The 12821-nt window shown below is 45.4% G+C and carries 17 protein-coding genes and 2 tRNA genes; all 19 read left to right on the forward strand.

Annotation, left to right across the window (positions count from 1 at the left end):
* The first annotated feature begins 78 nt into the window (after nt 1-78).
* Nucleotides 79-381 carry a UxaA family hydrolase gene (locus tag AC9UC2_RS02005; protein WP_509524666.1) on the forward strand — a complete coding sequence of 101 codons (303 nt, stop codon included), beginning with the start codon at nt 79-81 and terminating at the stop codon, nt 379-381.
* Nucleotides 360-1526 (forward strand): UxaA family hydrolase, encoded by a 1167-nt coding sequence (locus AC9UC2_RS02010; RefSeq protein WP_509524669.1) that lies wholly within the window; start codon nt 360-362, stop codon nt 1524-1526. The genes AC9UC2_RS02005 and AC9UC2_RS02010 overlap by 22 nt, the downstream gene beginning before the upstream one ends.
* Nucleotides 1526-2464, forward strand: coding sequence for an NAD(P)-dependent oxidoreductase (locus tag AC9UC2_RS02015; RefSeq protein ID WP_509524671.1), 939 nt, complete (start codon nt 1526-1528; stop codon nt 2462-2464). The genes AC9UC2_RS02010 and AC9UC2_RS02015 overlap by 1 nt, the downstream gene beginning before the upstream one ends.
* The gene (locus AC9UC2_RS02020; protein WP_509524674.1) at nt 2465-3451 is read left to right on the forward strand and encodes an Ldh family oxidoreductase; all 987 of its coding nucleotides are present in this window, start codon (nt 2465-2467) and stop codon (nt 3449-3451) included. It begins immediately after the preceding gene.
* A complete protein-coding gene (locus AC9UC2_RS02025) occupies nt 3452-4444 on the forward strand; it encodes a YeiH family protein (protein ID WP_509524676.1) in 993 nt (330 codons plus the stop codon).
* A 59-nt stretch (nt 4445-4503) separates the two neighbouring features.
* On the forward strand, nt 4504-4617 hold the full coding sequence (locus AC9UC2_RS02030) for a DUF8730 family Cys-rich protein (RefSeq protein WP_509524679.1): 114 nt from the start codon (nt 4504-4506) through the stop codon (nt 4615-4617).
* Nucleotides 4618-4619: 2 nt separating this feature from the next.
* A complete protein-coding gene (locus AC9UC2_RS02035) occupies nt 4620-4907 on the forward strand; it encodes a metal-sensitive transcriptional regulator (RefSeq protein ID WP_509524682.1) in 288 nt (95 codons plus the stop codon).
* Nucleotides 4908-4916: 9 nt separating this feature from the next.
* Nucleotides 4917-5300, forward strand: coding sequence for a rhodanese-like domain-containing protein (locus AC9UC2_RS02040; protein WP_509524684.1), 384 nt, complete (start codon nt 4917-4919; stop codon nt 5298-5300).
* Nucleotides 5300-6928 carry an FAD-dependent oxidoreductase gene (locus AC9UC2_RS02045; RefSeq protein ID WP_509524687.1) on the forward strand — a complete coding sequence of 543 codons (1629 nt, stop codon included), beginning with the start codon at nt 5300-5302 and terminating at the stop codon, nt 6926-6928. The genes AC9UC2_RS02040 and AC9UC2_RS02045 overlap by 1 nt, the downstream gene beginning before the upstream one ends.
* 16 nt (nt 6929-6944) lie before the next feature.
* Nucleotides 6945-7112 carry a DUF8730 family Cys-rich protein gene (locus tag AC9UC2_RS02050; RefSeq protein ID WP_509524690.1) on the forward strand — a complete coding sequence of 56 codons (168 nt, stop codon included), beginning with the start codon at nt 6945-6947 and terminating at the stop codon, nt 7110-7112.
* A gap of 188 nt (nt 7113-7300) precedes the next feature.
* Nucleotides 7301-7561, forward strand: a complete 261-nt coding sequence (locus tag AC9UC2_RS02055; protein ID WP_509524731.1) for a methyltransferase family protein — start codon at nt 7301-7303, stop codon at nt 7559-7561.
* Nucleotides 7506-7841, forward strand: coding sequence for a hypothetical protein (locus AC9UC2_RS02060; RefSeq protein WP_509524692.1), 336 nt, complete (start codon nt 7506-7508; stop codon nt 7839-7841). Before AC9UC2_RS02055 ends, AC9UC2_RS02060 begins: the two co-directional genes overlap by 56 nt.
* The gene (gene trxA, locus AC9UC2_RS02065; protein ID WP_509524694.1) at nt 7828-8205 is read left to right on the forward strand and encodes a thioredoxin; all 378 of its coding nucleotides are present in this window, start codon (nt 7828-7830) and stop codon (nt 8203-8205) included. Before AC9UC2_RS02060 ends, trxA begins: the two co-directional genes overlap by 14 nt.
* A 193-nt stretch (nt 8206-8398) precedes the next feature.
* The gene (locus AC9UC2_RS02070) at nt 8399-9715 is read left to right on the forward strand and encodes an ABC transporter substrate-binding protein (RefSeq protein WP_509524697.1); all 1317 of its coding nucleotides are present in this window, start codon (nt 8399-8401) and stop codon (nt 9713-9715) included.
* A 57-nt stretch (nt 9716-9772) separates the two neighbouring features.
* Entirely contained in the window at nt 9773-10687 is a 915-nt protein-coding gene (locus AC9UC2_RS02075; RefSeq protein WP_509524699.1) for a carbohydrate ABC transporter permease, read from the forward strand.
* A complete protein-coding gene (locus AC9UC2_RS02080) occupies nt 10684-11580 on the forward strand; it encodes a carbohydrate ABC transporter permease (RefSeq protein WP_509524702.1) in 897 nt (298 codons plus the stop codon). Before AC9UC2_RS02075 ends, AC9UC2_RS02080 begins: the two co-directional genes overlap by 4 nt.
* A gap of 19 nt (nt 11581-11599) precedes the next feature.
* Nucleotides 11600-12550, forward strand: coding sequence for a quinone oxidoreductase family protein (locus AC9UC2_RS02085; RefSeq protein ID WP_509524705.1), 951 nt, complete (start codon nt 11600-11602; stop codon nt 12548-12550).
* 69 nt (nt 12551-12619) lie between these two features.
* Nucleotides 12620-12692: transfer RNA gene (locus tag AC9UC2_RS02090), tRNA-Thr, on the forward strand.
* A gap of 52 nt (nt 12693-12744) precedes the next feature.
* Nucleotides 12745-12818 (forward strand) — tRNA-Met (locus AC9UC2_RS02095).
* The last annotated feature ends 3 nt before the right edge of the window (nt 12819-12821 follow it).

The following is a 12821-nucleotide window of genomic DNA, read 5'->3' on the forward strand; positions in this document are numbered from 1 at the left end:
AACACGCTCAACTGTCCTAGACTCCCGCAAGAGGTCAGACCACTACCCATTTATATGCGAAGAGAGGCATGTGTAGATATGGCAATAACTCCGCCGCAGTATCTGCTTCATCATGATGGCGACAATGTTGCTGTTGCGATGGAAGATCTGCAACCAGGAACTCTTAAAGGCCGTTCCGTAAAAGAAGGAACCGAGGGCACTGCAGTGCTTAATCACGCGATTCCGCTAGGTCATAAATTTGCACTCACAGATCTTGCTGAGGGCGACGCAATTATTAAGTACGGCATCAAAGTCGGACTTGCATCAGCTGCCATTAAAAAGGGCGATTACATTCACACACACAACATGAGGAGTTATCGATGGGAAGCAAGCCGCGCTTAACTGGATACCGTCGCGAAAACGGCACTATGGGTATCCGCAATCACGTAATTATCTTGCCTCTCGATGATCTTTCGAATGCAGCTGCAGAAGCGGTCGCAAAAGTTATTCCGGGCACAATGGCACTACCTCACGCTTTTGGTCGTCTGCAGTTTGGTGATGATCTACAACTAACTTTCGACACACTTATTGGAACTGGCGTTAACGCTAACGTTGCAGCAGTTGTTGTTATTGGTATCGAACCAAAGTGGACACAACGTGTTGCAGATGGAATTGCAAAGACTGGAAAACCAGTTGCAGCATTTTCAATCGAAGGTAAGGGCGATCTACAAGTTATTCAAGAAGCTAGCCGCGTAGCAGCAATGTTCTTACAAGATGCATCAGGTCTTGTTCGCACTGAAGCTGAAATGGGCGACATGATTATGTCGATCAAGTGTGGAGAATCAGATACAACATCTGGTCTTGGCTCTTGCCCAACAACTTCTGAAGCAGTTGACCGTTGGGTTGAAGCTGGTGGAACTGTTTTCTTTGGAGAAACTTCAGAGCTAACTGGCGGAGAACACCTGATTGCAGAGCGTTGCATCGATGCAGCTACTCGCGATTTGTTCCAGCTGACATATGACAACTACATAAAGGTTATTGAAGCAACTGGTGCGAACCTACTTGGCTCACAGCCAACACAAGGAAACATCGCTGGTGGCTTAACAACTATCGAAGAAAAGGCACTTGGAAACATTGCAAAGACTGGCTCCGTCCCTGTTGTTGGTGTTTTAACACCTGCACAAATGCCAGATCCTGCAAAGCCTGGCTTGTACTTCATGGATTCATCATCAGCAGCAGCAGAGTGCGTAACTCTGATGGCAGCTGGTGGAGCTGTCATTCACTTGTTCCCAACAGGTCAAGGCAACGTTATTGGTAACCCAATCGTTCCTGTTCTGAAGTTAACGGCAAACATCAAGACTGCTAAGTCAATGACTGAGCACATCGATCTAGATGTTTCAGGTTTGCTTCGTTACGAATACGACCTAACCAAAGCTGGTGACATGATGATGGATGTCATTTATGACACTGTAAATGGTCGTCTCTGCAAGGCTGAAGTCATGGGTCACCGTGAATTCACATTCACAAAGTTGTACATCTCTGCATAATGATTCTGATTTCTGAAGATGTATGGGGAACTCCCTTCCAAACACTGGAAGGGAGTTTTCCCATTACGCGTAATGATGATTTATGGAATAACCCTGAAGAGCTTAAAACTGCACTGAAGGATGTAAGGGCACTTGTTGTTCGCAACCGTACAAAGGTAACTGCTGATGTAATCGCAGCGGCGCCTAATCTGAAAGTTATAGCGCGCGCAGGTGTTGGCTTAGACAATATTGATATCAAGGCTGCAGATGCAGCAGGTGTTGTAGTTGTTGCAGGACTTGGAGCTAACGCAGTTAGCGTTGGTGAATTAACTCTTGGTCTTGCACTTTCGCTCCTTCGCAATGTTCCAGGCCATGATGTTGCTACGCGTGATGGCGGTTGGGTGCGCACTCCTGGTCGCGAACTATCTGGATTAACGTGGGGCCTCTTGGGTTGTGGTGCAACCGGTGTTGCAACAGCTAAATTGATTCAAGGTTTCAACTGTTCAGTGTTGGGTTATGACCCATATGCAAAGAATGTTTCAGGAGTTGAGCTAACTACTTTTGAAGATGTCTTAAAGCGAAGTGATGTTGTCAGTATTCATATGCCATCAACACCTGAAACAAATGGAAGCATTAATGCAGCAACGCTTGCTTTGATGAAGAAGGATGCCATCATCGTCAATGTTGGTCGTGGAGAAGTCATCAATGAGGCCGATCTAATTGCAGCGCTAAAGGCTAAAACCATTGCCGGAGCAGCACTTGATGTTCGAGCGCAAGAGCCGCCGACAACAGGTGAAATGGAAACAATTCTAAATTTGATCCTAACCCCACACGTTGCTGGCATTACAAAGGAAAGCCAACTACGTATCAATCAAATTTTGACCGCAAACATTGAATTAGTTTTGAACTCAAAGCCTGCCACACACGCAGTTGGCGCATTAAAGGAAAGTAATAATTAAATGCCACAGCTAACGATTGGAACAGCGATAGCTAAAGCGCAGCAACTTTTGCAAGCGGCAGGCGTTCCCACAGAGCAAGCAACAACAACGGCAAGATGCATCGTTGCAAGTGATCGCTGGGGAATCGGAAGCCATGGTTTGATGCGCCTCCCTTTTTATCTCTCTCGCTTAAATGCTGGTGGAATCAATCCGAATGCAGAACTAAAAACTGTTACTGATTTACCAAGTCTTGTTGTCTTTGATGGCAATGATGGTCTTGGACATTGGCAGCTACAAAAAGCTGCAGAGATTGCATCAGAGCGTGCCTTAGTTAATGGCGTTGCAGCTGTAGGTGTTGGACGTTCTAATCACTGCGGTGCGTTAGGTATTTATGTGTGGCCCATGATTAATCGTGGCTTAGTAGGAATTGCGTTTAGTACGGGCCCTGCAGTGATGCCTCCTTGGGGTGGAAACAAAGCATTGCTTTCGACTTCGCCAATTGCGGCAGGTATTCCGACGAATCCTCCAACTGTTGTTGATCTTGCAACCAGCGCAGTAGCACGTGGAAAGATTCAAGCAAAGGCACAAGCAGGAGCAGAACTTGAACCAGGGTGGGCATTTACAAAAGACGGTGCACCAACAACAGATGCAAAGGAAGCACTGGCAGGAATGCTTGCTCCGCTTGGTGGAGTTAAGGGATATGCCGTTGCAGTCTTAGTTGAATCTCTTACCGGAATGCTAATTGGGCCGACACTTGCAAAAAACATTCCAGATATGTTTGCCGCTAGTCAAGATGCGCTTCCGCAACAGATTTCTCACTTCATCATTGCCATAGATGCTGCCAAGCTGTCAGTTGATGGAAATACTGGCCGAACAACTGAATTTGCCTCAGAAGTAAGTGCTGCAGGCGGGCGCTTGCCAGGCTCGAACCGAGTTAACCCAGAGAAGTTAAATCTTGATGATGAAATCACAATCACTGATCAAGTATTTGGGCAGTTAGGTTTCTAAGTGGTTAAAACTTATGTGCCAGGTTTTGCATTAATCGGCGCACTTGTTGCTGTTGCATTTCAGATAAATCAGTTTCAATCTGCAATTAGCCCACTTGCTTTATGCGTAGCTTTTGGATTTATTGTTGCAAATCTTGCTAAATGGCCAGAATTTGCAAACCCCGCAACTAAGTTATCAAGCAAGACCATCATGCGAATTGGTGTTGCACTACTTGGTGCCCAGGTAAGCGTTGTATCACTGAAAGAAATTGGTTTGAAAGGCGTGATCACAGTAGTCATCGTGGTCACCCTTACTATCTTTGGGATTTTAGGTTTAGCTAAACTATTTAAAATGTCTGGCGAACTTGGGCTTCTTATTGGAGTTGGCTTTGGAGTCTGCGGCGCAACGGCAGTTGCTGCCATACGTCCTCAGACACGAGCGACCGAAGAAGAAACTTCCTATGCGATTGGTTTGATCGCACTGTGCGGAACGTTATCTATTTTCATGCTTCCACTCATTGGACATGTGATCGGATTAGATACCCGCGAATTTGGAGCATGGGCTGGAGCTGCAGTTCATGATGTTGGTCAAGTGGTGGCAACAGCATCTGTGTGGGGAGATGATGCAGATAAATATGCGATCGTAATCAAGCTTTCGCGGGTTTGTTTACTTGCACCCATTGTTTTGATGCTTTCAATTCGCCATCGCCGTTGGTTAACTTCGCAGGGCAAGCAAGAGGTTGAATCTGCAAAGGTTCCACTTATTCCATTCTTCGTACTTGGCTTCATTGCAGTTGCAGTTCTAAATAATCTTGTTGATATCAATGATGGCTTGCATGGCAACATTGTTTTGCTCAGCAAGTTAATGCTTGGAGCTGGCCTAGTTGCCCTGGGTTCTGGGGTCCGCTGGAAGGCAATTCGCGCCATAGGGCCGCGCCCAATGGCTATGGGAATGGTGGCCTGGGTGCTTGTTGCAGGCGTAGCCCTCGCCGCGGTCAAGATCACGGGTCTTTGACAGATACCCCCGGGGGTATGGTACTTTTTCCTTAGTCAAAACAACTAAGGAGTTAAACCATGTGTTCAAGAGTTACATGTCATGTTTGCAAGAAAGCCACTTGGTCAGGGTGCGGAGAGCACATCGAGCAGGCATTAGCTGGTGTAGCTGAAGCAGATCGCTGTTCCTGCTAATAATGGCTACCAAAAAAATTACGCATGTTCTTTCAGATGAAGAACAAATCATCGCAATTGCAAAAAGAATCAAGCGAGCTCAAGGCCAACTTGGCGCTGTAGCCCGCATGCTTGAAGAAGGCAGAAACTGCGATGAGATTGTGACTCAAATGTCAGCGGTTTCAAAAGCTGTCAATACCGCAGCTTTTACTTTGATTTCGGCAAGTTTAAAAGAGTGTATCGTCGAGGGTAAGAACAACTCAGATGCTGTAACTGCACAATTGCAAAAACTATTTCTAAGTCTGGCATAGGGGAAACTAATGAAAAAATTCATCGCATTAATTGCTTCAGCGCTGCTACTAGCTGGATGTTCATCAAGCTCTAGCGCAATTGATCTAAGTGTCACCGAGTTTTCAGCCAAGGTTGCAGAAGCTGGTGTTATTACTTTGGATGTGCGAACACCTGGCGAGTTTGCAGAAGGCTATATCCAAGGTGCGCGTTTGATTGATTTCCAAAGCGGCAACTTTGAAAATGAGATTGCAACACTAGATAAGAATGCAACGTACGCGGTCTATTGCCGCAGTGGAAACCGTTCCGGTCAAGCTGTGAAAGTCATGCAAGATGCCGGATTTACCAATGTCTTCAATATGAACGGTGGAGTTATCGATTGGGCTAATGCCGGATTACCACTGGTGAATAACTAATGAGAATTGTTGTTATCGGAGGTGTTGCAGGCGGCATGTCTGCAGCTACTCGACTGCGCCGCTTAAATGAAAAAGCAGAGATTATTGTGCTTGAAAAAAGCGGCCATGTTTCATATGCAAACTGTGGCTTGCCGTACTACGTGGGCGGCGTAATTGAGAATGAAAAAGATTTACTTTTACAGACTCCAGCTTCGCTTCATGCTCGCTTTCGCCTAGACGTTCGAGTCAATACCGAAGTACTAGCGATCAACCCTGCCAAGAAGGTTGTTGCAATCAAGAATCTTGTAAATGGGGAAACCTCTGAACTTGATTATGACAAGTTGATCTTGAGCCCAGGCGCATCACCTGTTGTTCCACCAATTCCTGGCATCGAACGAGGAATGACACTTCGCACCGTTGAAGATGTTGAAAAGATCGCAACCAGTGTTGGAAAGAATCCAGCTAGTGCTGTTGTAATCGGTGGTGGATTCATTGGTGTTGAAATCGCAGAAAATTTGATTCATCGCAAGATTCCTACCGCATTGGTTGAAGCAACTCATCAAGTATTAATGCCACTGGACCCAGAGCTAGCAACCTTGGTTGCCAAAGAGATGCGCACGCACGGTGTGGATCTTCACCTTGGTGCAAGTGTTGTAAAGATCAATTCAGATTCAGTTGAACTTTCAAATGGTGCGGTGTTACCAGCAGAAATGGTTATTTTGGCAATCGGAGTTCGCCCCGAAATCGGATTAGCAAAGGCTGCCGGCCTTGAAATCGGTACGCGCAATGGAATCAAGGTTGATGAGTTCAATCGCACTAGTAACCCAGATATATATGCCGTGGGAGATGCTGCCGAAAAGACCGATGCACTTGATGGCAGCGCGACATTAGTTCCGCTTGCAAATTTGGCAAATAGACATGGTCGGGTTGTTTCTGATCACATAAGTGGCTTAACAGTTCGACCTGTCAAAACAATTGGCACAGCAATCGTAAAAGTATTTGATTTAATGATTGCTACAACCGGTTGGAATGAAAAGCGATTGAAGGCTGCAGAACGCCCTCATCAGGCAATTCATATTCATCCAAATTCACATGCTGGTTACTACCCAGATGCAAAGCAAATGACTTTGAAATTAATCTTTGATCCAAAGACAGGTGAAATCCTTGGGGCACAAGGTGTTGGAATCGAAGGCGTTGACAAGCGTATTGATGTAATTGCAACTGCAATGCGCGGAGGAATTACAGCTCCAGAACTTGCTGATCTAGAACTGGCATATGCGCCACCATTTGGTTCAGCAAAGGATCCAGTAAACATGCTCGGCTATGTGGCGGAAAATGTTGTTTCAGGTTTAAGCAAAGTAGCTCAATGGCATGAGATCGATGAGTATCGCGAAAATGGTTACGAACTTCTGGATGTTCGATCAGTAGAAGAGTGTGGCCGCGGCATCATCCCAGGAGCAATCAATATTCCTGTAGATGAAATTCGCGCTCGATATTCAGAATTGACCAACAAAAATCTATTGGTGAATTGCCAAGTTGGATTACGAGGTCACACAGGGTCAATGCTCTTGAAAGAGCTAGGTTTTAATGCAGTAAATCTTGATGGTGGATACCTCACCTGGAGCAACTCTCCAGCAATGAGCAAATAAGAGAAAAGAGAGAACGATGTGTAGCAGAACAACATGCCGTAAATGTGGAAAGCCAACCTGGTCAGGTTGCGGACAACATGTAGAAATAGCGCTTAAGGGCGTTGCAAAGAAAGATCGTTGCCAAGGTCATGCCAATGACCCAAAGGAGCCAAGTTTCTTCAGCAAGATGTTTGGTAAGAAGTAACTATTAAAGCAAAAGCGCTCGTTGCGCTCCAGTTTGGCCTCCTAGGAGTTCTTTTCCTAAAGCCAGCTGGGGCAATACTTGTTGAATCAGATATCTTTACTTGGATTTCTGCAGCACTTTATGTTGGAGCAATAACTATTTTTGCTTTTGCCTATATTGCCCTACGTCCCTCTTTACGAGTTTCGCCAATACCAAAGCCAGGCGCTCCATTGATCACTGTCGGTATATACAAGCGGTTTCGGCATCCAATGTACCTAGGGGTCCTTATGTTTGGGCTAGGAATGCTACTTAATAATTTCAATCTCATCTCTGTTGCTACCTATGTAGTTTTAGGAGCGAACATGGTTGTTAAAGCTAATTACGAGGACCAGTTGTTAAGGGCACGCCATTCCAATGCACTTGAGTATCAGCAAAGAGTTTTCGGCTTATTGGGGAGAAAAAGTGCCTAACTGTTTTACCTCACTACTTACATGGAGTGCCAAGAGATGGATAGTTGCTATAAGTGTTGGCCTACTTACCTTCTTTGTAATTGCAATTCCAACAGCAGTAGTTCAAAACCCGGTCTTTGGTAGAGAAATTGGTGTAACAAGTTGGTCTGTGACCGTGATTGTTGTTTCATCCATTCTTACCGGATTGCTGACTGCAACCTATGTAAAAAATGAGTATTCATGTTCACTTCCTTTTCAAAGTACAAATAAAGCGATCGGAGAAAAAGATGGCAGCAATTAATGTGACCGAGGCACAGTTTGAGGAGTTAATCCTTAAGAAAGGCATCGTTCTAGTTGATTTTTGGGCTGCATGGTGTGGACCTTGTCGCTCATTTGCACCTGTCTACGAGGCGGCATCAGAAAAGTATCCAGATCTGACTTTTGCAAAGGTTGATACAGAAGCGGAGCAGTCACTTGCTGCAGCTGCAGCAATCACATCTATTCCAACGTTAATGATTTTTAGAGATGGCATTTTGTTGTTTAGCCAACCAGGTGCGCTTCCAGGATCTGCTCTTGATGATCTAATTTCACAGGTTTCAGCTCTGGATATGGATGAGATTCGTAAGGAAATTGCCGCAGATCCGGCTAAACCTTCCAGCATCTGAGATAGGCCCATTGGCGACGATTTGGTGGGACTTATAACCCTTTTTGCGCACATCTATGCTTAAACGTGACCTTTTTGTTACCTGAACTTCCTATCTATTGAGCCTACCCAGGCGTAGATTTCCCAGTGTCCAAGGGATTTGACCCCTCAAACCCAATGACCTTCGAAGGCTCAATTAACAGAAAAGGACGATGATGTCAGATCTAAATAATGGCATTTCCCGCCGCTCAGTACTTAAGGGTGCTGCAGTCGGTGGTTTAGGAATCGCAGCAGGTGGATCACTACTTGCAGGTTGCGGTTCAGGTGCAACAGGACCTCTTGCATACGGAGCTCGCTCTGTTGATGCAGGTCCAACAGCACAAAACGAAGCACTGCTTGCTGCGTACACAGCAAAGACAGGCAACGAAGTTAAGTACAACGCAACTGAGTCAAATGCATTCCAGAACAACCTCTCACAGTATCTACAGGGAACACCTGATGATGCATTTGAGTGGATGGCTGGATATCGCATGCAGTTCTTCGCAGAGCAGGGTCTGCTTGCAGATCTAACTGGCGTATGGGACACAATTGGCGATCAGTATGACGAAAGCTACAAGATCGCTTCAACAGGTCTTGATGGAAAGCAATACTTCGTACCACGTTCATGGTACCCATGGGGTCTCCACTTCCGTAAGTCAATGTTCCAAGATCTTGGTCTAAATGCTGACAACGTAACTAACTGGGATGAATTCCTAAAGATGCTTGATGGCATGAAGAAGAAGGGTCTTGTTGGTTTCGCTGCCGGAGATAAGGGCGGCTGGGAAGCAATGGGAACTTTCGACATTCTTAACGCACGTATCAACGGTTACCAGTTCCACGTTGACCTACTTGCTGGCCGCGAAAAGTGGACAGATGCAAAGGTCACAGAAGTATTTAAGTACTGGGAGCAATTGATTCCTTACATGAATCCAAACGTTCTAGACCTCGAGTGGGATGGAGCTATGCAGCTTCTTCTACAGAAGAAGGCTGGATCAATGCTTATGGGTTCATGGTTCGGTGGAAACTTCAAGGAGCAGTCAGAAGCTGACTACCTAGATCTTTCAATCATTCCTTTCCCAGAAATCAATCCAGAGCACGGTCGCGACACAATCGATGCACCAATTGATGGCTACTGCGTAGCTGCAAACGGTACAAACAACGAAGGTGGCGTTGACTTCTTGAAGTACGCTGGAGATATCGAAGGTGTAAACGCAATTCTTGGTGCCAAGGATGCAAACGGAGCAAGTATTCCGATGACATCTGCGAACAAGGGTCAAGACACATCTTCATACGATCCATTCCAGAAGGAACAGCTTGCTGTTATGGCAGAAGCCAAGTACATCACTCAGTTCCTTGATCGCGATACTCGTCCAGACTTTGCAGGTCCAGTTGTTGGTCCAGCAATCCAGTCATGGTTCAAGAATCCAAAGGATGTAGCAAAGATCCAAGAGACTTTGCAGACACAGTGGGATGCACTACCTCCTCTAGCTTAATTAGTTGTTAATTTTTTAATTAACAATAAAGATTGAATTAGAGATAGGGTTATAAGTATGAGCTCGACGGCGAAAGACATCACTAAAGTCTCTCGCCGTCGAGCCTTTTCCAAGGCAGATCGCACAACACTCGCCGCATTTGTTGGCATTCCGCTTTTCTTTCACTTACTGCTCGTGTGGATTCCAGCAGTTTTAACAATTCTTCTTTCATTTACATATTGGTCAGGTATTTCAATCAGCCGAATCAAATGGGCTGGACTTGCAAACTATAAAAATATTTTCTTTGACACTCCTGCATTTTGGGAAGGTTTACAAAACAACACCATTTGGCTTTTGTGGTTTGCGGGTATCGCTACACCACTAGGAATTTTGCTTGCCTACCAAATCGATCGACAGATTCGTGGTCACAAGTTTTACGAAACCGCTTACTACTTGCCTGTAGTACTTTCATTAGCGGTTACCGGAATCATTTGGAACTTCTTACTTCGCCCAGATGGCTTTGTTAATGGCCTCTTTGGTCGCGATATTGATAATGCAATTTCATTCTTTGGTAATTACGACATCAATATTTATGTCATTTTAACTATCGCTTCGTGGCGGCATATTGGCTACATCATGCTTTTGTATTTAGCTGGCTTGAAATCAGTCGATTTAGCCCTTCGTGAAGCTGCATCCCTTGATGGAGCGACTGAATGGCAGACCTTCAAGAAGGTTGTTTTTCCATCTATGAAGCCTGTAAACATCATCGTTATCGTTATTACAATCATCGAATCTCTGCGTGCATTCGACATTGTTTACATTATCTATGGGTCATCAGCAGGGTTCCCTATTCTGGGTACCTTGGTTTTCCAAAATATCGCAGGAGAAGGCGCATCTATGAAGGGTGCTGCCTATGCGGTTATTCTCTTTGTTTTCTCTATCGGTCCGATTATTGCCTACCTACGCGCCACCTTTAAGAGTGATGTCCAATGACCATTGACCTAGATCTACAAAAGGCTGCTAAAAAGTACAAGAACAAGCAGAAGGTAAAAGATCGCTTTATCTCTGGCTTCATCGGCATCTTTGCAATTGTCTGGATCTTTCCAATTGCATGGACGATCTGGACCTCATTGCGCCCTTACAAAGATGTGCGAGCTAATGGACTGTTTTCTATTCCTAAGACACTGAATCTTGATAATTACAGCCAAGCAATTTCGCGCATGGATTTACCTTTGTATTTTTGGAATACAGCGCTAATCACAATTCCTGCGGTGTTTCTGACACTTTTCTTTGGCTCACTTATTGCATTCGTAGTTAGTCGCTACTCATTCAGATGGAATGTTTCGCTGCTTCTTCTATTTACAGCGGGAAATCTGCTTCCAGCACAGCTTGTATTTATTCCAGTATTCAAGATGTACATCACTTTTGGTAAAGCGATCGGAATGCCACGTATTTTGTATGACTCTCCATGGGGCGTTGTTTTGATTCACGTTGCATTCCAGATGGGTTTTGCAACCTTCGTTCTTTCAAGTTATATGAAAACAGTTCCAAAAGAGATTAGCGAATCAGCCATGGTTGATGGCGCAAGCGTGTTTACTCACTACACAAAGGTGATGCTGCCATTACTACGTCCAGCACTTGCTTCACTAGGTGTACTAATGACGACCTGGATTTACAACGACTTCTTCTGGGCACTTGTGCTTATGTCTTCGGATTCAAAACGACCGATTACATCGGCCCTGGGTCGACTGCAGGGAGAATTCGTAACGGATTACAACCTCTTGGCCGCCGGTGCCACTATTGCGGCTTTGCCTACTTTAATTGTGTTCTTCTTGCTGCGTAAGCAGTTTGTTTCAGGCTTAACACTCGGCTCAACAAAGGGCTAATTTAAGAAAGTTGGAGGCAATGAAAGCAATTCAGATCACCGAATTTGGTGGTCCAGATGTCATGCACCTCGTAGAGCTAGAAGATCCAAAACCTGCAGAAGGTTTAGAACTAATCAATGTTTCTGCAATCGGAATCAACTATGCCGATACTCACCAAACCGAAAACTCTTACCTTTCTCCTCAAAAGCTCCCAATGATCCCAGGCGGCGAAGTTGTTGGTACAACTTCAAAAGGTATTCGTGTTTTAGCACCCACAGATGGTGGGGGATACGCGCAAAAAGCTGTGGCACATCCAGCAGCGATGATTCCAATTCCTGATGGTGTCTCTGATGAACAAGCATTGTGCATGTTGATTCAAGGATCAACTGCTTGGCATATCTTGAAAACCGTTGGCCACTTACAACCTGGTGAAACAGTCGTTATTCATGCGGCTGCCGGTGGCGTAGGAACAATTGCAATTCAGTTGGCAAAGATGTGGGGCGCAAAGGTTATTGCCGTTGCTTCATCAGAAAGTAAGCGTGCACTTGCAACATCTTTGGGTGCGGATGCGGTTGTAGAAGCAACACATGAAAATTTAGGAGATGCAATTCGTGCAGCTAACGGTGGTAAGCGCGTAAACCTGATTCTTGAAATGGTTGGCGGAAAAACATTTGATGACAGTTTAGAAATCCTGGCACCCTTTGGTCGCTTGGTTACTTACGGAATGGCATCACGAGTTGCCCCAACAATGATTCAACCTGCCACACTTATGGGCGGAAGCAAGACAATTGTTGGATTTTGGTTGTTACATTGTTTTGGAAAGAAAGAGTTAATGAACGATGTAATCGAAAAACTCTTCGCGCTAGTTGTTGAAGGAAAGCTCAAGCCAGTTATCGGTGCGACGTATCCACTGAGCGAAGCCAGCAAAGCCCACAAAGCGATGCTTAGTCGCGAAACATCCGGCAAGATCACGCTAAATCCAGCGCTATAAATAGGCCATTTTTCCAAAGTGGAAGTTAGAAGGTAGGCTCAGCACTCGACTAAACACCGAGCGATCGGTGCCCCCCTAGCTCAGTCGGTAGAGTGTTTCCATGGTAAGGAAAAGGTCACCGGTTCGATTCCGGTGGGGGGCTCGAAAGAGGTTCTTCACCAAGAAGCACCGATCTTTTTAAACGCACAACCCTTGGCGGGGTAGCTCAGCTTGGTAGAGCAAGCGGCTCATAATCGCTGTGTCGTGGGTTCAAATCCCGCCTCCGCTACTA

It is taken from the genome of Candidatus Planktophila sp. (assembly GCF_036734405.1).
Classification (GTDB): Bacteria; Actinomycetota; Actinomycetes; order Nanopelagicales; family Nanopelagicaceae; genus Planktophila.